Here is a 23,976-nt window from a genome sequence, read left to right as displayed (position 1 = left end):
GCGATCATGGGGTTAAGAATACTAATTTTACTGGCAGGACTCTGCTTTTTTCCGCTTAAAAGCTTTGCTCTGAGTTGTACCGTTTCCGCCGCACCTAATGTCACGTTCACCAGCGCAGTGGCCCCATTCAACAATGCAGACACCACCGCTATCGGCGTGACCGTCAATTACACCTGCACGAGAGGTCTCACCACGCTCACGGGGGCCACCATCTGTTTCAATATTGGTGCATCCGCAAACGGCTCAACGATTCCTCGGCAAATGACCTCAGGCGCGGCAAAAATTAACTATCAGCTCTACCAGGACAGTGGGTTAACCACCGTGTGGGGTAATCAGGACAGCAACGCCAGCTTTGCTCCCAAGAGGGTCTCCTGGAGCCTGCTTGATTTCAGTGAATTAACCGGCTCCTTTACCATCTACGCCCTCATACCTAAAGGGCAAAACATGGCCGTACCAGGAAACTATACGGATAACTTTTCCGCCAGCACGGCGTCGATCACGGCCGTGATTAACCCACTCAACCTGGGCACAAGTTGTGGCAGTTTAGTCGTCGGTAACTTTACTTTTTCCGTCACTGCCACCGTTAACAAACAGTGCAATTTCATCGCCACTAACCCCCTTTCGCTGGGTTCAGTTACGTACAATCAAACCAATATTACCGGCAATAGCAACTTCACCATCGCGTGCACAAACGGTACGGCCTACACCATCGGGCTCAGGCCCTCAAACGGTGACACTACCGGGAATGGCGTCATGAAAAGCACCGCCACGAACTCAAGCAATCCAGACCTGGTTCCCTACCAACTGAAATCAACGTCCGGCGTCTCCGGTATAACATGGGGCAACACGTCTCCCAACCTGGTTGCAGATACCGGCACCGGAGGCTCTGTCAACAAAACGGTCTACGCTGTGGTTCCCAGTGCAAACTATCGTGCAGATAGCTATGCCGATACGGTCACCATTACCGTGACCTACTAAGAAAATATTCACTAATACCGGGATTCAACCGCCCTAACCCTCTCCGTTTTGAGGAGAGGGTTAGGGCGCGGGCCGCATTAATCACCCTGCCGTCGGATAATCCACATACCCGGCCTTACCGCCGCCAAAGAACTGCTCTTTCACCGGCGCATTCAGCGGCAAATCATTTTCCAGACGATGCGGCAGATCCGGGTTAGCGATAAACGGACGGCCAAAACCAATCAAATCCGCCCAGCCTTTGGTCAGCGCCTCTTCCGCACGCGCTTTGGTGTATTTACCGGAGTAAATCAGCGTGCCGTGGAAGATAATGCGCAGCGCTTCTTTGAAGGCCGCAGGCATCACCGGCGCATCTTCCCAGTCGGCTTCAGCGATATGAATATAGGCAATACCCAGTTCATTCAGCACGCTGGCCGCCGCCAGATAGGTGGCTTCCGGCGTGTCATCGCGCGACCCCATCAGCGTGGTCAGCGGCGCCAGGCGAATCCCTACACGCTCTTTACCAATCGCCTCAGACACCGCGGTCACCACCTCTTTCATAAAGCGCAGGCGATTTTGCAGCGAGCCGCCGTATTCGTCGTCGCGCAGGTTAGCCTGCGAATCAATAAACTGGTTGATCAGATAGCCGTTGGCACCGTGCAGCTCAATGCCGTCGAAACCGGCGGCAATGGCGTTGCGCGCGGCCTGGGCATAGTCGTTAACGATAGCCGGGATCTCATCGGTGCGCAGCGCGCGCGGCATATCGTGCTGCACCATCGCGCCGACGCCGCTCTCCGGGCCGCGGCCTTCCACGTCCACAAACACCTTCACGCCTTCGGCCTGAATGGCGGAAGAGGAGACCGGCTGCGCGCCGTTCGGTTGCAATACCGTGTGGGAAACGCGGCCCACGTGCCAGAGCTGGGCGAAGATTTTACCGCCCGCCTGATGCACCGCAGTGGTCACTTTTTTCCAGCCAGCAATCTGCGCTTCCGTGTACATACCTGGCGTCCAGGCATAGCCCTGGCCCTGCTGGCTGATCTGAGTACCTTCGCTCACAATCAGCCCCGCGCTGGCACGCTGCGCATAGTAGTCAGCCATCATCTCGGTCGCGACATCACCGGCACCGGCGCGAGAACGCGTCATCGGCGGCATCACGATACGGTTGGTCAGCGGCAGTCCGTTCAGAGTGTATTTGTCGAATAACATGCTGTGTTCCCCCGCTTATTGGTACAGTTCGGCGCTCATGGTTACGGTGTTGCCCATGCGTGCGCTGGTGATTTTGTAGTCAGAGGCGTTCATCTCTTTGGCCTTCTGGGCAATCGCCGCTTCGGCGGTGTCCAGCGTAGAGCCGGTCGCCGTCACGCTTTGCGCAGCGGCGCTAAAGGCAGCAACAGAGAGAAGGGAAGCAGCAAAAATCGCGGTAAAGTTTTTCATGGTCGTATCCTGTTCGGTTTAGGGCGTTACGCTCGGTAACGTGATGCGAAGAAGGATACGACCGCCGACTCATTACATAAATGGTATAAATAGCAATAGACTATTATCAATAAAGCAATAATATCCGGGCTCGTTTATCGGTTTGCCCACAGGCGCGCCTTCATACCCCAGTAGCTGGTCCAGCCGGTGGTAACCGAGACCGGCTGCCCTTGAGAGACGATAATGATCGTCGGCGTGACGCTCACCTGCCAGCGCTGCGCCAGCGTGCCGCGCGCGTCGTTGACCACCGGCATGGTGAGCTGCTTTTTCTGCATCCACTGCGCCAGCCGGGTATCGTCGCCGGAACGCAGCGCGATGCTCACCACGTTTTCCCCCTGCGCCGCCAGTTTCTCTACCGATGGCGTGGTATAACGGCACACGCTGCACCAGGTCGCCCAGACGTAAATCAGCAGTGGCCGCGTGTCGCTGAGCGCAGCTAAGTCGATATTTTGTCCATCAAGGGTTTGTACGGCCATACCGGAAAAGGAGTCCGGTAGCGTCGGGCTGCGAAAGCGATCAACGCCCCACATCAGTACTGCGGCCAGCACCAGCAGGACCGCTATCTCGCGTTGCCAGCGGTACACGCGGCGGCGTTGGAAAAATTCGCTCATGATCACCTCGTAAGAATACGCGGTTTATCTTAGCGGGACGCCTGACCTAGTGCTGTAAAGAAGTGTCTTTCGGCAGCGGCGGCATTTTCAGGTGCTGCGTCATGACATTGTGACGAAAATAGTCGATAAATGCGGCGAAAGGGAGAGGTTTTGAATAGAAGTATCCCTGGAAAAAGTCGATCTCATTTTCCTGTAGCCAGGCCACCTGATAGTCGTGTTCTACCCCCTCGGCGACCGTCTGAATGCCCATCTGCCTCGCCATATCGATGACGCAGTTAATGAGCGGCGTAGAGGCATCAGGAGAAATCTGGTTGATGAACATACGATCAATCTTAATGCTGTCCGGGCTCAGGCTGGATATCCACGACAGGTTGGAGAAGCCGGTACCAAAGTCATCCAACGAGATAGCGATGCCACTGTCACGAACTACCTTGATTTTATTGAGAATATCATCATTGAAATTGATCTGTTCGTTCTCAGTAAATTCGAAGGTCAGGCGCTGACGCAGTCGTTTAAACCGGGCGGCGAATTCGCTGGTAAAGGCGTTGAAATCTTCCGCAACCAGGTGCGCGTGGCTGATGTTAACGTTGAAGGTAAAGCCGTCCGGTAGCACACAGTCCGGCCGTTGGCAGTCGGCAAGCACGCGTTTGAGCAGGTTCTCCGTCATCAGGCCAATGGTGTTCGTTTTCTCCGCCACCGGGATAAAAATATCCGGCGGTACGAAACCAATCTCCGGATGTTCCCAGCGGGCGAGGATTTCCGCGCCGATCACCCGGTTGCTGTGGGCGCAAATAATCGGCTGATAGTAGGGCGTAATGCGGTCTTCATGTACCGCATTCACCAGGTGCTGATAGAGCGAGCGACGGCGCGTCAGCAGTGACCAGGCCAGCGTCGTCAGCAGCAGCGGCGGGACAAGGATAACCAGGATATACAGCCAGGAGCCCAGAATCTCCTGCCAGATATCGGCAGTATCCGGCGAGCGCCAGGCCAGCGTATACAGCCCGCCAGGCTGACGTTGCTGGTAGTCTTGCGCGCCAAGTTTTGCCTGCTCACCGACCAGAATACCGTTCTGTGTCAGCAGTTTGTTATTCACCAGCAGCGCGAAACGTTCGTCGCGGTTGCTGTTGCCCATAATGCCCCACAGGTAGCGCAGGTCAGCCGACACCACGATGCCGCCGTTAGCGAGGCGCTGATAGAGAGAAAAGACCGGAATGCCCGCCGACGCCACGGAATCATCAATTTTCACACCCTGCGCGCTAAAGCCGCTCAGATCGACCCGCGCGCCCTGGTTGGCCAGCAGGGAGGAGCAAGTGATGCGATCGCCATCCAGCAGGTTGATGACCAGCATGCGCATTTCACGCGTAGGCAACGCGTTCAGGCGGCTTTCCAACTGGCGGTTACAGGTTTTTCCCACCCAGCCCTGCGCTTCTCGAGCGACGCTGCGCGTTTCTTCCAGCAGGTTTTCCACCGCATTGCGAATAGGTATCGCCTGATGAGCCAACTGAACATTCAGCTGTCGCTGCGCAATGTAGAACGTGAGCCAGAGCGCCAGCGCGACCGAGCCTAAAAAAACCAAACCAACTAGCGCATAGTTTTTGCGATCGGCTTTACTGGCGTATTTTTTGTACATCGCTCATTCATTCCATCTGGAAGGCCACACTTACCGCAGCGCGTGAGAGGTTCGCGTTTGCGCCTGTTGGTGCTGCATGTATTCGCGCTGAAAACTCTCTTTGCTGATCGGGCGGGAAAACAGGTAGCCCTGTCCGAACTTCACGCCCTGCTTCAGCATGTTGGAAGTTTGCGTATAGTTTTCAACACCTTCAATGATGACATCAATGTCGTGCTGGGCAATCAGCTGGAGGATCTGCTCGGTTTCGTCCTGCTGGCTGCATGTAAGACAGCTGCGATCGAGCTTGATGTAATCCGGAACCCAGTAGGCCAGCCGCTCCTGTAGCGCCGCCAGCGTGCCGATGCCGTCCCAGGCGATATTGATGCCTTCATCCTGTAACGTCTGCAGATTCTGACGTGCAACCTCGGTCAGCGCGACCTGTCCGGAGGTCATTTCAAATACCAACTGCGCCGTCCGCAGATGCCGGGTCTCGACAATCCCCAGCGCATGGTCGGCAAACTCCGGGTCGTTCAGCTGTACGGCAGAAATATTCAGCGTGTACATGAATTCTTCCTGGTCATCGGCACGCTTTTGCGCAATAAACGACAGCGATTTTTCCATCACATAGTAGCCCATCTCCACGATGGTGCCATTCTCTTCAAGGTGCTGGATAAACTCGACCGGCGGTACAACGTTACGCCGATGGGTGCCTCGCACCAGCACTTCACCGCCGATACAGGCAAAACGGGATAAATCGAAGATAGGCTGAATAACGAAATCGATACCTACATCGAATTTAGCGTTCTCTACGCAGCGAACGACATAATGCGCACTTTTGTCCATACCAGCCTCATCTCTCATTATTGTGCGGAAAAAGCGACGTAAAGCGGCGGCAACTTAAACCGCCCGTCACTTAAAAAATACCTTTCTGGCGGATCTGCTTCATTTTTTGCGCGGGGGCGCCAAGGGTGCTCAGATCGACCTCTTCCGCCGCACCGTTTTTACTGCCTTCAGCAGCAGGCGAAGCGGCGCGGCCAGACAGCCTTAATTGTTGCAGCAGCAGGTTTTGCTGATTAAGCAAGGTTTTCAACTGCGCGACTTCGCTGCGCAGCTGGCTCAGCTCCTCGCGCGCACCGTCGTCCGGCGCGGCTGGCGCAGGTTGGCGCTGGAGCGCTTCGGACATCAGCGCGCGCATCTGCCGCAGCTGCTGCTTGCTAAAATCCGCGCTTGGCGCGACCTGCTCGGCCGCAGGTGCCGTCGCCGGGCTGGCCGACACGGGCAGCAGCGAGGCGGCGGACAGCTCGCTGCACAGCGCATCCAGCGTCAGCTTTTCCCGGCCCATTGACTCAGCAACATGGCTACACAACTGCGGGTTCAGTAGCTGCAGCTGCAGCCCGGCAAGGTAGACGTTGCGGTGGAAACGACGCATTTCCATATTGGCATCGCCAGAGTTGCTGCCCGCCTGGCTCAGCTCCTGATGCCACTTCTTAAGTTGCAGCATCGCGCGCAGGTCCGCGCGCGAGTGTTCCGGCGACAAATGCAGCGAGAGATTAACGCGGCGAATGTGCCTGTTACTCATCGTCACCCACCTCGGCCATATGCGGCGCGGCGACGGTTTCGACGCTGGAATCCGCATGGTACAGACAGATTTCGCGCGACAGCGCGCTCTGCGGGTTATCGATGGTGATCACGCGCTCGCCCAGCGTGGCGTAGGTTTCACGCACCGCTTTCTCAATCAGGTGCGCGCCGCCGCCCACCAGGTAAACGCGGTTGGGGTTTTTGGCGAATTTCTTCGCTTCATAGGCCACCTGATCGCCGAGTTCCTGAATTTTAATCTCGATACGCTCAAGGATTTCCGCAATACGCGATTCGTCGTTGATGACGCTCTTCACAAACGCCATATCGTGACGGCGCTTGATAAGCTCATTCGCCACCAGGTAGCTGGAGTCGCTGTCGGCCGCCGCCAGCAGCTTACGGGTGGCGTCAGTGACCATCGCCACGCCGATTTCGTTGTTGCCATAAATCGCGGAGACATCATCAAATTCGCCGACGATCACTCCCATATCCAGCGTGGTACCGCCGCAGTCGACCACCAGCGATTTGGTGAACTCCGTGACGTTGGAGTTCAGCAGATGAGACAGCGCCGCCGGTAGGCTTTCCGGCATCACCTGGACATCCACAATACGGAACAGCTCACCCTTGTTGAGGGAGATATCGCGCATCAGATTGCGGCGCTTCGCTTCGATACGGCTTTCGTTACGCTGGCAGTCGTCCGGGTTGTAGTACTGGGTGATCGGCAGCGTCACAATCACTTCGACATCGCACGGCGTCATGCCGGTCTGCAACAGCGCATGATGCACCGCCAACAGGTTGAGATCGTCATACTGGTAGTCGATGTGCGTGGTGGATAACGCTTTGTCCGACGTCGCATCGTAGGTGTATTTAGTGGTGCCGATGGTGTAGTTGTACACCGACTGCCCACGCAGCAGCGCCGCGCTTTTCCAGTCTTTACGGAAGGAGTTCGGCGAGACCACGGTCTTCAGCGTGCCGTTCTCAATCCAGCTAATTTTTACGTTGGTCGAGCCATCATCAATGGCGAATTTCATACGGGTCATGGTCACGTTCTCAATACTAAAGGTGTTTTAACAGCGTCACGCCGCCCTACAGGACGCGGCGTGCGCCAAGGTAATGTGATTGCCAGAAATCATCGGACAACCGGCTGATACGAATTTTTAACCCGGTACGCGGGGCTTCAATAAAGCGCCCATCGCCCAGGTATACGCCAACGTGATCCGCGCCGGGACGCTGGTTAATGTTGAAAAAGACCAGGTCGCCCTGCTTCAGGCTGTTCTGGCGAATCGACTTCAGGCCGTTATCCCGATACATGCCGTTGGCGGTGCGCGGTAGCTTGCGGTCCAGCACATGATTGAAGGCGTAGAACACCAGCCCGCTACAGTCGAAGCCGTCGGTCGGGCTGTTGCCGCCCCACAGGTAAGGCTTCCCGAGCTGGCTTTCCAGCCGATGGATCACCGTACGCAGCTTCGCGGTGTTCTTCGGTGCCCGACGTTTCGCCGCGGCCGCCCCGTCCTGGACTTCATCCCACAGCGCTTCTGAACCGCCCAACGCTCCGGGCTGCCAGCGGGTGTGCATCGCCAGAATTTCACGGTTTTTCGCCCGTTCGGCCTGCTTATTCGCCAGTTCGCGGCGTTTCTGCTCCGGCGTGGGCGGGACCACAACGGCGCGTTTCTTCGCTTTCGCCATCAGGCGGGCGCGGTTCTGTTTGCGCTTTTGCGCTTCACTGTCGGTTTTGGCCGCTGGCGCGTTCACCGGCTGCGGCTTTGCGCTGACGTACCCTGCGGACATCAGCAGCATCGAAAAGAGGAAAAAAAAGAGTACCTGACGGGCAAAGGCGGCCCGAACAGGTACAAAAGGGATGGTAAAAATAAAACTCTTCACAACGTTAATCAGGCTATGGGTTTTGAGTGAGCTTGTCGGCTAACGGCTTGATCACCTTCTCGCCGTGCTGGCCAAAGAATTGATACAGCGATTCACTGGCCGAGTGCGTCAGCACCATGATTTCGATGCGGCGGTTAGCCGAACTGAGCGGATGTTCCGGGTCCAGCAGCATCTGGTCGGCCATGCCGCTTACCTGCAAAATTTTGCCAGGTTCAAGGCCGCTGCGGGTCAGTACCGATCGCGCCTGCATCGCACGCTCGCCGGAGAGGTTCCAGTTGTTGTAGAGCACCTGGTCGCGGAAACGGGTGGCGTCGGTATGCCCGGTAATAATGATTTTGTTGTCTATCTTGTTCAGCTCGGGGGCAAATTCGGTCAACAGCCGCTTAAAGAACGGTGTCAGGATAGCGCTGCTGCGCTGGAACATTTCGCGCTTCTGGTCGTCAGTCACCAGGATGCGCAGCCCCTGCGGCACAATCTCCATTTTCAGGTTGGCCTGCGCGTCGTAGGCCGAGGTGATTTTCATAATGATGCGCGCGAGATCTTCAATCTCATTTTTGGAGCGCGCGTTCACGTCACCGAGGCTTTCAGTGCCCTTAAGCTGCTTCGCCAACTCGGCGTCTTTCTTCGCCTGCTCTTTGAGCAGCTCTTTTTGCTTCGCGTGATGGCTATCGAGCAGCGCGATCTGTCCACCGTTACCCTCTTTTTGAGTCACCGGGGTGATATTGTTGCCCTCAAAAATGGACTCGCCGTTGAGCAGCGAGACGATCTCTTTACGCTCTTCTTCCGTCACCGCGCCCATAATCCACAGCACCATAAACAGCGCCATCATCGCCAGCGTAAAGTCGGCGAACGCGACCTTCCACGCGCCGCCATGAAAAGCATCATGGCTTTTGCGCGAGGAGCGTTTAATGATGGTGGTATGTTCTTTGTTGCGCCCGCGCATCAGGCTTCACCAATCATCTGGTTCACCCAACCATCGAGCGTCGCGAAGGTCGGCTTGGTGTCCATCGGCAGCATCTTACGGCCCGCATCCACCGCCAGCAGCGTCGGCTTACCGGCAACGTGGTTGACCAACACCGTACGCACGCACTCCAGCACCGCCAGCTGTTTTTTGGTGCGCTGTTCCATGGCGTTCGCCACCGGATCCATTAAGCAGTAACAGAAGAAAACGCCGAGGAAGGTACCGACCAGCGCGGCGGCAACCTTCACGCCGATCACCGCGATAGAGCCGTCGATCGACTGCATAGTGATGATGATCCCCAGTACCGCCGCACAGATCCCGAAGCCCGGCATCGCTTCTGCGGTACGCTGCAACGAACGTGACGGCTGCAGCAGGTTCTCTTCCATCGCCACCAGCTCCTGCTCGAGGATGCCTTCCAGCTCGTGTTCGTTGATCTTGCCCATCGCCATCAGGCGGAAGTTATCGGAGATAAACGTCACCAGCGCTTTGTCACGCAGCATCAGCGGGTACTTCTGGAACAGCGGGCTGTTTTCCGGCGCTTCAATGTGCTCATCCAGCACCTTCAGGCCGCCGTCCTGCACCAGTTCAAGCAGTTCGTACAGCAGCATCAGCAGCTGGCGCTGATACTCGTTGGTGTATTCGTTTTTGCGCATAATGCCGCGGAACTGGCGGTACATTTCCGCCAGTACGGCACGAGGGTTAGCGAGGACCATAGCCCCCATACCGGCGCCCAGAATGATGATAATTTCACCCGGTTGCCAGAACGATGCGAGGTGACCGCCGGACATAAGAAAGCCGCCAACCACACATCCCATGATGATTACGATACCGAAGAATTTCTGCATAAACCTTTCACTTCTGGAAAAAAGACTGAATTTTTTGGGCGATTTTTTTATTGAGCTGGCAGACCCTGGCCTCGGTTAAATCAAGGACGAGGGCAATCTCTTTCAGACTCATTTCATGCTGGTAATAAAGCGTCAGGATCAGCTGTTCACGCTCATCAAGCGCCGCCAGCGCGCTGCGTAGCGTCCGGCTGACGACGACTTCGTCTTCCAGCGGTCGGCTATCCAGCGCCCCGGCGTGAACGTCATTCCCTAACAGCTCATCCAGGCTCTCTATCGTTTTGGCGCAATCCAGCAATAAATATTCCTGGTACTCTTCCGCCGTGATCGACAGGTGGCGGTTAATATCCTCGAAGCTGGGCGTCCGCCCGAGTTGGCGCGCAATTTCGCGGATACCGTCATTCAGTTTGTGGGTCTTCTGCCGCAGGCGGCGAGGACGCCAGTCCAGCAGCCGCAGTTCGTCCAGCACCGCGCCGCGAATACGCTGTACGGCGTAAGCGGCAAACTGCTCGTCCGGGTGCCCGTAGCGGCGCAGCGACGTGAGCAGACCCATCAGGGCAATCTGCTCCATATCTTCGCGGTCGATGACGCTGCTGGTCTGGTATGAGAGCTGTTTAACCACCCGATTAACCAGCGGCAGATACGCGCTGACATAGCGCGCCTCGTCTGCCGGCGTCAGGGTGTCACTCGCAATAAAGTCCATCATTTCCATTGCGGCGTATCTATCACTGGAAGACCATTTTGCTGATGATGACGTCGTCAAACGGCACGTCCATCTTCAGGCTGCTAAAGCGCGCCGCGTAGGCAGCCTGCAGCTTGTCGTGCAGGACGTTAACGCTCATGCTGCGCACTTCGTCATAGTCCAGATCGGAGAGCAGGCTCACCGTCGCACCGCGCACCGCCGGGATCATGTCCTGCGCTTTACGGGTATTTTCCGGGCCGTTGGTCGCCAGGTTCAGCTCCAGCAGCAGATAGCGCTCGGATTCCCCTTTGCCTTTCAGAGTGATCACCACGTTTTTAATTTCCACGAACTCCACGGACCCTTTATCAGAGCTGGAGAACATGCCCGACAGGAAGCTACTGCCAGTGGCTTCATCCATGCGCAGCAAATGCGTGCCAACTACCGTCATGCCTGCCGCCAGCATGGCGGTGACGAGCGCGATAATGAGACCGAAAGAGAGAGTTTTTGCGTTCATATTTTTCTTTGTCTTAAACCGTCATGAGTACCGAGTCATCGCTGCGGGAATCCTGAGTAGCCGATACGTTGGCTGCCAGCTCCGCGCCCGCCTGAATGGCGTTGTGCTGCTCGGCGAAATGTTGACCTCTGCCCTGCTGCTGCCCCCCGGATTGGGAAGACACCTGCACGTTCACCTGCACGAAGTTTTGCTCTGTCAGGCTCTGGCGAAGGTCGTTACTGGTCTGCTGTAGCGCACGATAAACTTCGGCGTGGCTGGCGTTGATCTGTACCTGTACGCGGCCATTGTCGACCTGCATCGAGATATCGATTTTGCCCATATCCGGCGGATCGAGACGGATAGTGGCGTGCTGAATCTGCTGCTTTACCTGCACCTGCAAACGATCGCCAAGCGCGCTTTGCAACTGCTCGCTCCAGCGGGAAGGCTCGGGATCCATCTTCAGCGTAGCGGTGACCGGTGCGGCGGTGGAGAGCGTCGCCGGAGAGACGTTGGGCGTGCTGTCTACCGGTGGCGTCGTCATTGTGGTAACGGGCGTCATCGCCGTCATCAGCAGGGGTGAAACCGACTGAGCGCTCGGCTGAACGACGGTCGCCGTCTCCGTAGCGGAAAAATTCGGCGCGGTCACCGTCTGCTGCTGCAGCGATGGCGCAAGGCCCATCGTCAGCGCCTGCGGCGCCATCATCGTCTGCGCATTTGCCATCAGCGCATCATCAACGGGCGGCGCCACGTTGACATAGTTGGCGGCCTGCACCGGCATCTGACTGGTCATCAACAGCGTTTCGAGCAGCTGCTGCTGAGAGTCGTCTTTCAATAACGCGCCGCTCAACTGCTGCGGGTCAGCATCATCGTTGTCGTCATCAACGGAGACCGGATGCGCGCTTACGGCCAGCGAGCTCGGGAGCGTTTGCCCGGTCATCATTGAGTCGATCACGTTTAGCAGCGCGTCACTAAAGGCCGTTGGGGTCTGTGCTGCACCGTTTTCCGCCACCTGCCCGGCTATCGCTTCAGCCTGCAGAGGCAGACCTGAGCCGTTCAACGCGCCCTGTGAAAGGTTCAGAATATCCATCAGCGCATCCCCTCATCATCCATAAACTGGGCATATGCCGTCGCCCCTTCGCGGTTACGCGCCACCAGACTCATTTTGGCGGCCAGCATATCGCTCAGGCCCTGGCAGTAATCGCGCGCCTGCTGATGCACCTTTTTGAGGTTATCCAGCGCCTGACGCTCGGCCACCGACAGATTTTTTCCCTGAATCACGGTCAGCAGTTCGGCGATTTTAGCGTCGACGTTAACGACGGAAGGCCAGTTGTGGTCTTCCGTTGCCTGACGTAGCGCCTGAGTCAGCGTCTGAATTGCATGTTGCATACTCATGCCGCCTGACCCATTTTTTCCCAGCCGTCCTGCAGGTTGCCGAGGATCGCTTCCACTTCTTCGATCTGCTCGATGGAGAGGTTGTTGCTGGCGTCGTACAGACGATAAACGCAGTAGTCGTAAAGATTCGCCAGGCTCAGCGCCAGCTCGCCGCCTTTGTCAAAATCAAGCGAGCTGGTCAGCGCATTAAGGATATCGATGCACTTGTTGATGCTCTGCGCCTTACGCTCATAGCGACGCGCCGCAATGTGGCTTTTGGCGCGTACCAGCTCATCCATCATGCCGCGGAACAGCATCAGCACCAGCTGGTGCGGGTTGGCTGCCGCCGCCTGAATCGCCAGATCGGATTGTTGATACAGGCCGTAGCCTTCCTGCTCATTACCGTACATTGAAGATGGGTTCCCTTAGAATTAGCTAAACATACTCATGGTGTTGTTCATCTGCGTCATGAGCGACTGTAGCTGCGTAAACTGCTTGAGATAGCGGTTGTAAGAAGACTCATAACGCGTGTTCATTTTTTCGGTTTTGGTGTCAATTTCCGTCTGCTGGCGATCCAGCGTCTCCTGACGCCCTTTCAGCAGGCCGCTGCTGGTGCTGAGATATTTATCCAGCGATTTATCCATCTTTTTGATCAGGCCGTCGTTGCCGTTAAAGAACTGCGCCACGGTTTGCGGGTCGTTTTTAAGCTGTTTTTCCAGCACGTCGGAATCAATGCTGAGCTTGCCGTCTTTATCGGCGGAGATACCGAACTTACTCATGTTCTGATCGCCAAAGGTGCCGCGCAGCAGGTTGCTGAGCTCACTGGTCAGCGAGGAGATGCCGGCATCGCCTGCAAACGCGCCGCGCGAATCAGCGTTGGTGCCGGTTGCGGTCAGATCGGAAATCGAGCTGCGCAACGTGTTGTACGCATCAAGGAAGGCCTGAATCTGGTTTTTCGTTTCAGTACTATCGGTGTCAACCGTGATCACCAGAGGTTTGCCGCTCTCGGTGGTGCTGGTCAGCTTAATCGAGACGCCGTCGACCAGCTGGTCGAGGGTGTTGGAGCTGCTGGAGTACTCTTTATCGGAATCGCCCAGTTTGAAAATCGCGTCTTTACCGTCGGTGATGGTTGTTTCACCGGCGAAGATATCCTGACCGTTGGTCATACCGCTGGTATCCAACTGGATATCGTACTTTTTACCGCTCTGATCGCTGCTCAGCATCAGTGAGACTTCGCCGTTCACGCGCATCAGCGAGGCGGTAACGCCGTTTTGCTCGCTGGTCGCCGTGGTGGAAGTATTATCTTTAACGCTCGGAAATTCCGCTTTGTTCACCGCATCGGCAAAATCAGCGAGGCTATTAAGGCCATCCATTTCGACCTCAATGCTTTCGCCATTGAGATTGATTTTCAGGGTACCGCTGGCATTTTTAATGTCATCGTCGGTCATCCCTTCAAAGCTTTTCTGCTGGGCAGAGGCCAGTTGGGTGACGTTAATGCTATAGGTTCCTTTGCGCGCGCTGGCGCTGGCGGTAATCGTCGCGATCCCTTCCTGGTTCATGGTCGCGGAATTCTTTAGCACGCTGGCGCTGGATGAGTTCAGCGCGGTGATGGACGTGCGGAAGGTTGTCAGCGCGGTGCGGAGCGAATCTAACGCTTTGGTTTGCGCTTGCAGCGTACTTTTCTGCTTAGTAATTGAGGTTTGCAGCGCAAGAATGTCATAGTTTGCCAGCTGGGAGGCCAGGGTTGTGGGGTCAAAATCAGACATAATAGGTTCTCCAGGCACGCAAGCCACGATCAATATGCAGTATCTCAAGCAACTATCGTGCCAATATTTAAATCTTTATTTATTAGAAACTTAAGCGGGAGCGGGAATCGGTATTTCCGCTTTTTCCGGCAGGTGGAAGGGGGCGCGGATACAAAAACACCGCTATACAGCGGTGTTTTATTTCCTGCATTAATCCACGAAGGATTAGCCCAGCAGAGACATCACCATGCTGGACATGCTATTGGAGGTTTTCAGCATGGACATGCTGGTCTGCGCCAGCAGCTGGTTGCGGGTCATGGAAGACGCTTCGGTCGCGTAGTCAGCATCCTGGATGTTGCTCAGCGCCAGGTCGGTGTTGTCTTTCATGTTCGCCAGGTTCGCCGCGGTGTGGCTCAGACGGTTAATGCTCGCACCCATTTTGGAACGTACGGAGCCAACTTCATTCAGCGTAGACTCCAGGTTGTCCATCAGAGACTTAGCGCCTTCTGCAGTAGTGATTTCAATCTTATCAGACTTCATGTAGCCACCGCTCGCGCCAGTCAGAGTTGCGCCAGATGCGTTGCTGATACCGTTGAAAACGCCTTTTGAATCAACCAGAGCGCCAGAAGCAGTTGTTCCGCCTTTCAGCTCTTTAGACAGATCGATCTGCATAGTTTCGTCGGTGCTGGAACCAATTTGGAAATTCAGCGCGTTAGCAAATTTGCTATCGGAACCCGTGAACAGCTTGTCACCTGCATAAGAGGTGTTTTTCATGATGTTGGTCAACTCGGAGTTCAGGTCGTTCAGCTCGGAGTTGATCGCATCACGGTCTTTCTGCGTGTTGGTGTCGTTCGCTGCCTGAGTTGCGAGGTCTTTCATGCGGTACATGATGTTGCTCACTTCATCGAACGCGCCTTCTGCGGTCTGCAGCATGGCAGTTGCGTCGGAGATGTTGCGCTGAGCAACGGTCATGCCGTTGGTCTGGCCCTGCAGACGGGTTGCAATCTGCAGACCGGCAGCATCGTCAGCTGCGGAGTTAATACGTTTACCGGTACCCAGGCGTTCCATTGCGGTGGACAGCAGGTTGTTGGATTTGTTCATCGCATTGGTGGATGCCATGGAGGAAGCATTGGTAAAGATAGAAAGAGACATAGTGATTCCTTTTTCGTCCTGGTGATTCAGATGTTGTAATAACTCAAGACGACACGGCAGAAACAAAGATTAAATCGATAAACATCAACTGCTCAATTTCTCACCAAAAAAAATCATAACCCAATGATTTAAATGATTATTAAAAATACATAAAAAATGAAATAACGCTTCCATTCATCCCTCATCCGTTGCGCAAACAGCAGACTCCCCCATTTTGAAGTTCGTTTTTTGTGCACCTGTAGCCTATTTTTAGAGATATCCTAATTTTATTTTCAACCCTGACTTTTCTTTACACTCAACATATTTAATTAGTAATATTAATTCTTAGCATATTATATCTAAACCATCATTCGTATTTCCGATAAATAAAAACAAACTTGATTTAAAGCGACACAATAAAATAAAAAATTAAATCCATTTTTTCTCCTACCACATCACATCCCGCAAATAATACTCACAAGCATTTAGATCACACCACTAACACATTTAATTCACCAAGAGATCACCTAATTAACATAAGTTTTATTTAACGATGGCTGTTAACTTTCAGCAAAATCAGCCCCCTTTTAGCCGCCACTATTGCTAAAAAGCCTGTTGCGCATCACACTTTTATCGCGTAAAAAGGGCGCAGGAAAAAATGATTCCTTCCCGTTGAGGTGTATTACAGACAAAAACGTTTCCGTTGTTTCTTCAAATTCACGCCTCTTACGGAAGAACATAACGTCCGCTTTTTATTTCCCGCAGGCACGCGGCATTCATTAAGAATTCTAAATGGAGTTATCAACTCAATCAGATAATCGCTGAGGTCTTCGGGTACTCGCACGGTTGTCACGATATTACTGGGGTGGTTGAATCCATAACGCATAAATGAATAAACGCTATTGCTCCGTAAACAACTGGCTGGTTGATGTCGCCTCAGGCTCTATTCTCCATTTAACCACCGGGGAACGAAAACGCCTCGGAGAGTATCAGCTCAAGCTGCTGGATATCCTGGTACAGGATGCGGGAAAAATCTTCACCCGCGAAGAGTTAACCAACCTGGTGTGGGAACGCCGGGTGATCGGCAACAACAGCCTGCCAAACGCTATCCACGCGCTGCGTACCGCGCTGGAAGATGATGGCAAAAACCAGCGAATTATTAAAACCATCCCGCGCAAAGGCTACCTTCTGGAGGCCGAATACTGCTGCGTGGTGGAAAAAGACGAGGATGAGGTCAACGATCCGGAGGAGGATCGTGACGTCCAGGAAACCTGGCTGCTCTCACAGCAGCCAGAGCCTGACGCCACGGCTGAAGTGGCCGAAAAAGCGACCAACATCGAACCGGCAGTAGAATACGCGGCTGTCGTCGCGCCAAAGCCGCGCCGCTCGGGCATACTCGCGTTTATTCTGGTCATCTTATTGACCGCCAGCGCCACCGCAGGTGCCTGCTGGTATTTGTTCGGCGGGCGCGAAGAACATCTGGTCGCGCGTGAGGTGCAGCCCGGCGTCTACAGCAATATCCACCTCTACGCGGTAGAAGCGACGGGAGATCCGGCCTATATGTCCGCCAATCTCTACGGCAAGTTAAAAGATTCGCTGTATGCGCTGAACCAGCAAATCAAAATGCAGTCCGCCTCGATGAACGTCTACTTCCACAGCAACAACTCATCGATGAACTACAGCTTTATGCTGAGCAACCAGTGCGACAAGAAGCAGCTGGCGATGGCGATTTACCACTGGCGTACCGATACGGTGCAGCTGAATAACCTAATCCTGCGAGAGACCCGGAGAAAGCTCAATGAACTGGCGACATGCAAAGCCAATTAATCTGCTGATCGCGCTGGTCGTCGTGCTGGCGCTGTTGGGCGGGCTGCTGGCGGCGAAGCTGATGCCGTCAGCATCTGCGTTGCCAACTGGCCCGGTAACGGGCGGCTTCCAGATGGGGTTTTACGATCTGATGTCGCAGCGTAAAGAGATTTACAACGTCAACCTGCATACCGTTCGCAACGTTCTGATGGCAAACATCACCAACCCTGACGACAACCGCTTTGTGCTGAAAGGGAAGTTTACCCCGACGCAGAAAAAGCAGGGACGGATTTACTTTAACCTGACGCCTATCTACTACAGCTCAGAGCAAAGAGGGTTAATGATTGAAGGGCTTGTGGATCAGTTGATGTACTCTAACTACTGGATGGAGCCGATCTCATTGAGCAACCAATCGCTGGTTGTCGGGCAGAATGGTTCGATTTTCCTGTATCCAATGCCGAAATAGCGCCATCTGCCTGATGGCGCTGCGCTTATCAGGCCTACGTTCATCACGATTGTAGGCCTTGGTATTCACTAGCCCAGCAGGTTTTTCACCGTGCTCAGATGCACATTGGCCTGGGTACCCAGCGCCTGGGAAAGCGCGCTATAGCTGCTGCCGCTGCGTGCCAGCGCTTCGCTCAGACCGCGCGAGGTCTCCAGCGCCTGCTGTGGACTGTACACCGTCGCCATATCGTTGATGCGCGAACTCACTCGCTCCTGCTGCTGACGCAGCCGGCTACGCTGGCTGGTGATGTGATCGAGAGTGGTTTGCAGCTTCATCTGCCCTTCTCGTTCCCGACGCGTCGACAGCGCCAACACTTCATCACTGCTGGCGCTTTCCGCCTGCGGCGCCAGCAACGTAAAAGCGTCAGCGGGATAATGCTGGCCTTCACCGCGTACGGTAAGCTGTTGGCTCACACGATCCCAGCGGCTTTCGTCGACGCTAAAGATGAGCTTTCCGCCGCCCGCCTGCGCGGCATGAATCCCTAAACGCCCTAAGCCCACGTTCAGCTTCACCAGCGTCTGACGCGGCGTCGCCTCTTCCGGTAACACCACTGCCGCCATCTCGCGCTGGCGACCGCCCAGCGAGAAGACCAGCGTTTCGCCCCCCGGCTGGCTCAGCAATTTCTCGCTGCCCGGCAGGGTAAAATTCACCGTACTTTTTTGTTCCAGCGACGCCGTCAGATGACGATCGACCGTCCCGCCGGAGAGCTGCGTGCGGCGCGCGAGATGTTTTTGCAGCGCCTGCGTTTGTGCGCTGGCATCACCGCCGCGAGCGGTGGACTGACGCAGCTGTAGCAGCTGCGTTTCTGTTTTCGCCAGGTAGCTGTCAGCCTGCTGCACCGCGGTCAGCTGCTGATTGAGCTGCACGTTATAGCGCATCGGACGACGCGAAAGCAGCGCCGCTTCCGGAAACGCGCTGCGGTTGGTGACCGTATCGGGGGCGTTAACGCGCCCCACGGTCTGAGGAGCGCCAATGGTACCGCGCCCGGCGTTTGCCGGGGCGGAGGTGGTCAGAGAACCTGTTTTTAAACCAACTTGCATAACCAATTACAACATACTGAAGAGATTGAGCTGACTGACCATGCTGTAGGCCTTATTGGTGATCTGCATTGAGGTCATGTACAGCTGTAAATTAATGGTGGTGGTCGCCGAGTCCGCCGCGTTGAGGTCGGTTTCCACCTCCGCGTTCGACAAGCTCACGTCGGTATGCGCATCATCGATTAGCGTCAGGCGATTCTGACGGCCACCGAGGTCGGTCAACAGCGCGCCCAGGTTATCACTGGTCGACTGGTTCATGTCGATCATCGCGGCGATGTCATCCTGATAATCCGCATAGTTCAGATTCGGATCCTGCATCTTTTCGCTCAGTTCTTTCAGCTTGTTCAGCATTTCAAGATCGTTGCCCGAGCCAGAGAACGCATGCGCGACATTGGTGTTTTCGGTAATCGCCACGCCGTTAGCCACGATGGTTTCACGCGAGTTATCGTTACCGCCATACACATACTTACCGTCCACCAGCTCGACCGCTTTGCTGTTGGTCTTGGTACCGGAAAACAGATAGCTGCCGTTCTCATTCTTGCTGTTCATCGTCGCCACCAGCGAGTCCAGCATCGACTCCAGTTCCGCACCGTAGCCCGCCAGGTCTTTCTCACTCAGCGTGCTATTGTTGGCCAGCTTAAGCTTATCGCTCACCGCCAGCACCTGGTTGCTCATCGCCGTAATATGTGACTCCTGCACCGACAGCTTACCGCTCAGGCTGGTGATGTTGCTTTGATACTGTTTAATCGCCGCCTGTTCACGGCCCAGTTGCACCAGACGGCTGGCCGCCACCGGGTCATCGGACGGCACGTTGACGCGCTTTTGCGTCGACAGCTGTTCCATCAACTTCGCGACGCGATTGCCGTTCACGCCGAGCTGCGCCAGCATGGCGTTTGAATTATTCAGACCACTAACACGCATAGGTTAAGACTCCTGATCGCGCTTAAAAAATATTCAGTAAATCGCTAAAGACCTGATTACCGGCGGCAATCACCTTCATGTTCGCCTGATACGACTGCATGTAGACCTGCAGGTTAAGGGCTTCTTCATCCTGATTCACCGCGCTGAGGTTATCGCGCTGCTCTTGCGCCTTCTCGCTGACGGCAACCGCCGCGTCCATTTCGGTTTTACTCTGCTTACTGGCAATGCCGATGGTGGAAATAATCGCCGCCGCCCCTTCGTTCAGGCTCATGTTGCCAAGGCCCGGGATATCGACTTTTTGGTTTTTCAGCTCGATCAGGATATTGAGGTTGTTACCGTTACCCGGCTCATCGGGGTTGTCGGACAACGCCAGTTCCTCGGGCTCGAGATCGTTAACCTGCAGCATACCTGCCGGGTTAGACGGGTCGAAGGTAAAGAGCGGTTTGCCCGGCTGCCGGTTCAGATCAAAGCCTTTCGCCAGCTGGTTGTTGAACTGGGTCGCGATGGCTTCAGCCATGCCTTTTATGGCGTCGCCCATCTGCTGGAGCGTACCGGTTTCATAATCGTACAACGCGCCCAACTGACCGCCGGCTGACGGATTGAGCGAAAACTCACTGGTGGAGAACTTCAGGGTTAACGTCGAATTCCCGTTGCCGTCCGTGCCTACGCTCAGCTGGCCGGCGGTTTTACCGCTGACTAACGGCTGGCCGTTAGTCAGCGAAACGGTATAGCCGCTGCTGTCATCGCTAACCTTGACCTCCGCCAGTGAACTCAGCTGCTTCACCAGCTCGTCGCGCTGATCACGGAGCGTGCTGCTGTTGCCACCGGTGGCGTCCATCTCAACAATTTTCTTGTTGTAGTCGGCAATGCCGCCGCTCAGGGTGTTGATCTGATCGACCATCGCCCCGCGCTGAGTCGTAATGGACTCTTTCTGGCTGGTGACAAAGTTGTTCATGCTGTTGAAGCGGGTAGCCAGCGTGTTGGCCTGGTTCAACAGCTGCTGACGCCGCGCCTGCGACTCCGGCTCCTGAGTCAACTCGCTCAGGGCGCTGACAAAATCATCAAGCCCGGTACCGATGCTGGTTGAGTCGGTGCCGATCACCTTCTCCAGCGCGCTGATGTACTGGTTGCCCATGCTGTAGTAGTTGGACTTGGTGTTGGTCTGCCACACCTGATTCACCAGATACTGACTGGAGATACGGCGGATGCTATCCACCTGCACACCGCTGCCCGGCGAAATCCCGGCTTCGCCCATCGGGCCAACGGCGCTCTGGATGATCCCCTGACGGCTGTAGCCGGAGGTCAGGTAGTTGGCCGTATTCATCGACGTGACGTTCATGCCCAGCTGGGCTGCCTGCAGACCACTGAAGGCGATATTAATCATACTCATGGCTTACTCCTGCCCTTCGGGTTACGGGAACGACGGGCGTTTTAAGTTCTTGCGGTTGTCCATGTAAAGCGGCCGCTTCCGCCTCATTCTTAAGCGCTGCCGTCGTCTGAGGCGACAGCTGGTTGATGATCATCTGCGCGATACCGGTGCTGCGCTGCGAAGCCAGCTCGGACGCCATCTTGTCATCATAAAAATCACGCATCATGCGCTGCTGCTTGCTGTTGAACGGGTTATCTTCCCCCAGCACATCCGACGCTTTACGCATCTGCGACAGCATCGATTTCAGCATCAGCGCCTCAAACTGCTCGGCGGCCTGTTCCAGATTCTGCGGTTTGGCCTGCCCGGTAATGTCGCCGGGTAACACGGTTGTCTGTCGATTAATGGCATTCAGCATTACATCACCACCAGTTCAGCATCCAGCGCGCCCGCTTCGTGCAGCGCCTGAAGAATGGCCATGGTATCGTCCGGTGCGGCGCCCAGGCTGTTCAGGGTATTCACGATGCTACGCAGGCTGGTACCCGCGGCAATTGTCACCATCTGACCGCGACCGCGGTTCACGCTGACGTCGCTCTGTGGCGTCACCACCGTCTGGCCCTGGCCGAAGGCATTCGGCTGGCTGACGTTGGACGACTCGCGAATGGTCACGGTCAGGTTGCCGTGGGAGACCGCCGCGGCGCGCACAATCACGCCATCGCCAATCACTACGGTGCCGGTGCGGGCGTTAAACACCACGCGCGGCGGCTGCTTGCCGGCGTTAATCTGCACGTCTTCCAGCGCCGACATAAAGGCCACGCGCGCCCCCGCGCCCATCGGCGCACGCACCGACACGTTGGTGGCACTCTGCGCTGTCGCCGTCCCCGCGCCAAAGGCGTTGTTCAGCGCCACGGCGACGGTATTGGCGGTTTTAAAGCTTGGCCGTTTGAGGTTAAGCATCACCATCGGTTCCTGCTGGAAGTCGCTAGCGATCTCGCGCTCGACGGAGCCGCCGTTCGGTACACGACCGACGGTCGGGGTATTGATGGTCACGCTTGAACCACTGTTCCCTTCGGCCTTCACGCCGCCAACCACCACGTTGCCCTGCGCCAGCGCATAGACTTCACCGTCAGCACCGCGCAGTTGAGTCAGCAGTAGCGTGCCGCCACGCAGGCTTTTGGCATCGCCAATGGACGACACGGTGACGTCAATGCTTTGCCCAAGGGAGTAGCCCGGCGGCAGCGTGGCGCTGATCGCCACCGCCGCCACGTTTTTGACCTTCGGGTCGATTTTGGCCGGCAGCTGCACGCCAAACTGGCGCAGCATATTGGTGACCGATTGGCTGGTGAACTTCACCTGGTTTTTATCACCGGTGCCGTCAAGGCCGACCACCAGGCTGTAGCCAATCAGCTGGTTACCACGCACCCCTTGAATATCCACCACGTCGCGCAGCGGCTGGGCCACCGCCGAGACGCTGAAGAGGCACAGGAAAAAGAGTATCCGTTTAAGCATCATGGCCTCCATCACATCGGGAACAGCGGGTGGTTAAAGAAGCGAACCAGCCAGCCCGCGGCGTTCGAATCGCTGAGCGCGCCGCGCCCGGCGTAAGAGATGCGGGCGTTGGCAATACGCTGTGACGATACGGAGTTATCGCGCTCGATATCATCGGCACGCACCAGCCCGGTCACGCGCATATACTCATCGCCCTGGTTGAGAGTGAGCCATTTCTCGCCGCGAATCGCCAGCACGCCGTTAGGCAGCACCTTAAATACCGCGACGGTGATTGCCCCGCGCAGGCTGTTTTGCTGTTGCGACGTGGCGCTGCCGTTGAAGTTACGGCTGCCGTCAACCGAGCCGGACAGCTTATCGACCGAGTGCCCAAAGGCTTCAGGGATGCCCAACGAGACATCGTTCTTCTTGCCGAAATTGGTCCGCGCCTGCTTGCTGGCCTGCGTGGATTCATCCAGCTTGACGGTCAGAATATCGCCCACGCGGTAGGCGCGACGGTCCTGAATCAGCGACCAGTTATAGCCGCTGTTGTACACTCCACCGCCGCGTACCGGGGTTTCCGGCATGGCGAAATCTTCCGGCGGCGCATACGCCGCGTCGTCTTTTTGCACCAGCAGCGCCGGGCTTTCACAGCCCGACAGCATCAGCGCCAGCAAAACGACTGCTACCTGCTTTTTCATCTCTTTCACTTCACTGCCCTACCGTTACATCGACTGCGTGACAAACTTCAGCATGTCGTCGGCGGCAGAGACCATTTTGGCGTTCATTTCATAGGCGCGCTGAACGGTGATCATATCGACCATCTCCTCAACGACCTGCACGTTAGAGCCTTCGAGCGACCCTTGTTCCAGCTGACCAAACGCCTCTTCGCCCGGTACGCCCTCTACCGCTTCGCCGCTGGCCGCGGTTTCGAGGTACAGGTTGCCGCCGATGGCTTCCAGACCGGCCGGATTGACGAAGTTCACCAGCGTCAGCTGACCCAGCTCAACCGGATCGGCCTCGCCCGCCACGGTGGCGGTAATAGTGCCGTCTTTACCAATCTGCAGGTCTTTGACGTTGTCCGGCAGTTCAATCTGCGGGATCAGCGGCAGGCCCTGGGCATTGGTCAGCACGCCTTCCGGCGTTTTCTGCAGGTTGCCGGCGCGGGTGTAGGCAATATCGCCGTTGGCGGTTTCGACCTGGAAGAAACCCTGGCCGGAGATCGCCACATCAAGGCTTTGTCCGGTGTTCTGGATGCTGCCGACGGTAAACTCTTTCTGCGTTCCAACGACCTTAACGCCGGTCCCGTACTGAATGCCGGTCGGTGAGACGTTGTTCTGGTCCAGCTGGCCGCCCGGCGTGCGCTGATTCTGATAGAACAGATCGGCAAACATCGCGCGGTCGCGTTTAAAACTGGTGGTGTTAACGTTCGCCAGGTTGTTCGAAATGGTGGTCATGCGGGCGTCTTGCGCCGCTAAACCCGTTTTGCTGATCCATAAAGCAGGATTCATTGGTATTCCTTAATCGT

The 23,976-nt window shown here is 55.9% G+C and carries 27 protein-coding genes; 3 read left to right on the top strand and 24 right to left on the bottom strand.

From position 1 onward, the window contains the following. Positions 1-6: 6 nt before the first annotated feature. On the top strand, positions 7-978 hold the full coding sequence (locus ABTW00_RS00630) for a Csu type fimbrial protein (RefSeq protein ID WP_433638167.1): 972 nt from the start codon (positions 7-9) through the stop codon (positions 976-978). An 81-nt stretch (positions 979-1,059) separates the two neighbouring features. Here the strand turns inward: ABTW00_RS00630 and ABTW00_RS00625 are convergent, their stop codons facing one another. From ABTW00_RS00625 to ABTW00_RS00545, 17 genes are all read right to left on the bottom strand, one after another. Continuing rightward, on the bottom strand, positions 1,060-2,160 hold the full coding sequence (locus ABTW00_RS00625; RefSeq protein WP_433638165.1) for an alkene reductase: 1,101 nt from the start codon (positions 2,158-2,160) through the stop codon (positions 1,060-1,062). A 15-nt stretch (positions 2,161-2,175) separates the two neighbouring features. Then, complete coding sequence (locus ABTW00_RS00620) at positions 2,176-2,388, bottom strand: DUF1471 domain-containing protein (RefSeq protein WP_433638163.1); 213 nt, start codon at positions 2,386-2,388, stop codon at positions 2,176-2,178. A gap of 134 nt (positions 2,389-2,522) precedes the next feature. Continuing rightward, entirely contained in the window at positions 2,523-3,038 is a 516-nt protein-coding gene (locus ABTW00_RS00615; protein WP_433638160.1) for a protein disulfide oxidoreductase, read from the bottom strand. A 46-nt stretch (positions 3,039-3,084) separates the two neighbouring features. Next, complete coding sequence (locus ABTW00_RS00610) at positions 3,085-4,668, bottom strand: EAL domain-containing protein (protein ID WP_433638158.1); 1,584 nt, start codon at positions 4,666-4,668, stop codon at positions 3,085-3,087. Positions 4,669-4,698: 30 nt separating this feature from the next. Next, positions 4,699-5,490, bottom strand: coding sequence for an EAL domain-containing protein (locus ABTW00_RS00605; protein WP_433638155.1), 792 nt, complete (start codon positions 5,488-5,490; stop codon positions 4,699-4,701). Between the two features lie 70 nt (positions 5,491-5,560). After that, positions 5,561-6,226, bottom strand: coding sequence for a hypothetical protein (locus ABTW00_RS00600; RefSeq protein WP_433638153.1), 666 nt, complete (start codon positions 6,224-6,226; stop codon positions 5,561-5,563). Beyond that, positions 6,219-7,253: a plasmid segregation protein ParM domain-containing protein gene (gene parM, locus ABTW00_RS00595; protein WP_433641128.1), complete on the bottom strand. Its 1,035-nt coding sequence runs from the start codon at positions 7,251-7,253 to the stop codon at positions 6,219-6,221. The genes ABTW00_RS00600 and parM overlap by 8 nt, the downstream gene beginning before the upstream one ends. Before the next feature lie 55 nt (positions 7,254-7,308). Further along, a complete protein-coding gene (locus ABTW00_RS00590; RefSeq protein WP_433638151.1) occupies positions 7,309-8,103 on the bottom strand; it encodes a C40 family peptidase in 795 nt (264 codons plus the stop codon). Positions 8,104-8,116: 13 nt separating this feature from the next. After that, positions 8,117-9,046, bottom strand: coding sequence for a putative lateral flagellar export/assembly protein LafU (lafU, locus tag ABTW00_RS00585; protein WP_433638149.1), 930 nt, complete (start codon positions 9,044-9,046; stop codon positions 8,117-8,119). Further along, entirely contained in the window at positions 9,046-9,909 is an 864-nt protein-coding gene (motA, locus tag ABTW00_RS00580; protein ID WP_271458353.1) for a flagellar motor stator protein MotA, read from the bottom strand. The genes lafU and motA overlap by 1 nt, the downstream gene beginning before the upstream one ends. 7 nt (positions 9,910-9,916) lie before the next feature. Then, positions 9,917-10,618, bottom strand: a complete 702-nt coding sequence (locus tag ABTW00_RS00575; protein ID WP_191091017.1) for a FliA/WhiG family RNA polymerase sigma factor — start codon at positions 10,616-10,618, stop codon at positions 9,917-9,919. Between the two features lie 13 nt (positions 10,619-10,631). Continuing rightward, positions 10,632-11,102, bottom strand: coding sequence for a flagellar basal body-associated FliL family protein (locus tag ABTW00_RS00570; protein ID WP_433638145.1), 471 nt, complete (start codon positions 11,100-11,102; stop codon positions 10,632-10,634). A gap of 13 nt (positions 11,103-11,115) precedes the next feature. Next, positions 11,116-12,168 (bottom strand): flagellar hook-length control protein FliK, encoded by a 1,053-nt coding sequence (locus ABTW00_RS00565; RefSeq protein ID WP_433638142.1) that lies wholly within the window; start codon positions 12,166-12,168, stop codon positions 11,116-11,118. Further along, positions 12,168-12,467 carry a hypothetical protein gene (locus tag ABTW00_RS00560; RefSeq protein WP_433638140.1) on the bottom strand — a complete coding sequence of 100 codons (300 nt, stop codon included), beginning with the start codon at positions 12,465-12,467 and terminating at the stop codon, positions 12,168-12,170. The genes ABTW00_RS00565 and ABTW00_RS00560 overlap by 1 nt, the downstream gene beginning before the upstream one ends. Before the next feature lie 2 nt (positions 12,468-12,469). Beyond that, positions 12,470-12,862: a flagellar export chaperone FliS gene (fliS, locus tag ABTW00_RS00555; RefSeq protein ID WP_167574765.1), complete on the bottom strand. Its 393-nt coding sequence runs from the start codon at positions 12,860-12,862 to the stop codon at positions 12,470-12,472. 21 nt (positions 12,863-12,883) lie between these two features. After that, positions 12,884-14,218, bottom strand: coding sequence for a flagellar filament capping protein FliD (fliD, locus tag ABTW00_RS00550; protein WP_433638137.1), 1,335 nt, complete (start codon positions 14,216-14,218; stop codon positions 12,884-12,886). Positions 14,219-14,422: 204 nt separating this feature from the next. After that, entirely contained in the window at positions 14,423-15,349 is a 927-nt protein-coding gene (locus ABTW00_RS00545; protein WP_433638134.1) for a flagellin, read from the bottom strand. Positions 15,350-16,216: 867 nt separating this feature from the next. On the opposite strand from ABTW00_RS00545, the gene ABTW00_RS00540 reads away from it, so the two are divergent. Together ABTW00_RS00540 and ABTW00_RS00535 are read left to right on the top strand one after the other, a co-directional pair. Next, positions 16,217-17,155 carry a winged helix-turn-helix domain-containing protein gene (locus ABTW00_RS00540; RefSeq protein WP_433638132.1) on the top strand — a complete coding sequence of 313 codons (939 nt, stop codon included), beginning with the start codon at positions 16,217-16,219 and terminating at the stop codon, positions 17,153-17,155. Then, a complete protein-coding gene (locus ABTW00_RS00535; protein WP_433638130.1) occupies positions 17,127-17,600 on the top strand; it encodes a hypothetical protein in 474 nt (157 codons plus the stop codon). Before ABTW00_RS00540 ends, ABTW00_RS00535 begins: the two co-directional genes overlap by 29 nt. A 68-nt stretch (positions 17,601-17,668) precedes the next feature. Here ABTW00_RS00535 and ABTW00_RS00530 read toward each other — a convergent pair whose 3' ends face one another. The 7 genes from ABTW00_RS00530 to flgG are packed head-to-tail and all read right to left on the bottom strand — an operon-like array spanning position 17,669 to position 23,959. After that, entirely contained in the window at positions 17,669-18,679 is a 1,011-nt protein-coding gene (locus ABTW00_RS00530; protein ID WP_433638127.1) for a hypothetical protein, read from the bottom strand. Between the two features lie 6 nt (positions 18,680-18,685). After that, on the bottom strand, positions 18,686-19,597 hold the full coding sequence (gene flgL / locus ABTW00_RS00525) for a flagellar hook-associated protein FlgL (protein WP_433638125.1): 912 nt from the start codon (positions 19,595-19,597) through the stop codon (positions 18,686-18,688). 22 nt (positions 19,598-19,619) lie between these two features. Continuing rightward, positions 19,620-20,987, bottom strand: coding sequence for a flagellar hook-associated protein FlgK (gene flgK, locus ABTW00_RS00520; protein WP_433638122.1), 1,368 nt, complete (start codon positions 20,985-20,987; stop codon positions 19,620-19,622). Further along, on the bottom strand, positions 20,974-21,381 hold the full coding sequence (locus tag ABTW00_RS00515) for a rod-binding protein (protein WP_433638120.1): 408 nt from the start codon (positions 21,379-21,381) through the stop codon (positions 20,974-20,976). Before ABTW00_RS00515 ends, flgK begins: the two co-directional genes overlap by 14 nt. After that, the gene (locus ABTW00_RS00510; RefSeq protein ID WP_433641126.1) at positions 21,381-22,484 is read right to left on the bottom strand and encodes a flagellar basal body P-ring protein FlgI; all 1,104 of its coding nucleotides are present in this window, start codon (positions 22,482-22,484) and stop codon (positions 21,381-21,383) included. The genes ABTW00_RS00515 and ABTW00_RS00510 overlap by 1 nt, the downstream gene beginning before the upstream one ends. Continuing rightward, a complete protein-coding gene (flgH, locus tag ABTW00_RS00505) occupies positions 22,484-23,149 on the bottom strand; it encodes a flagellar basal body L-ring protein FlgH (protein WP_167574756.1) in 666 nt (221 codons plus the stop codon). Before flgH ends, ABTW00_RS00510 begins: the two co-directional genes overlap by 1 nt. Positions 23,150-23,173: 24 nt before the next feature. Further along, a complete protein-coding gene (gene flgG / locus ABTW00_RS00500; protein WP_433638116.1) occupies positions 23,174-23,959 on the bottom strand; it encodes a flagellar basal-body rod protein FlgG in 786 nt (261 codons plus the stop codon). Between the last annotated feature and the right edge of the window lie 17 nt (positions 23,960-23,976).

Source organism: Kluyvera georgiana, from assembly GCF_050990895.1.
In the GTDB taxonomy this organism is placed as follows: domain Bacteria; phylum Pseudomonadota; class Gammaproteobacteria; order Enterobacterales; family Enterobacteriaceae; genus Kluyvera; species Kluyvera georgiana.
The sequence above is the reverse complement of the archived record's forward strand: the minus strand, read 5'-3'. Positions and strand labels throughout refer to the sequence as shown.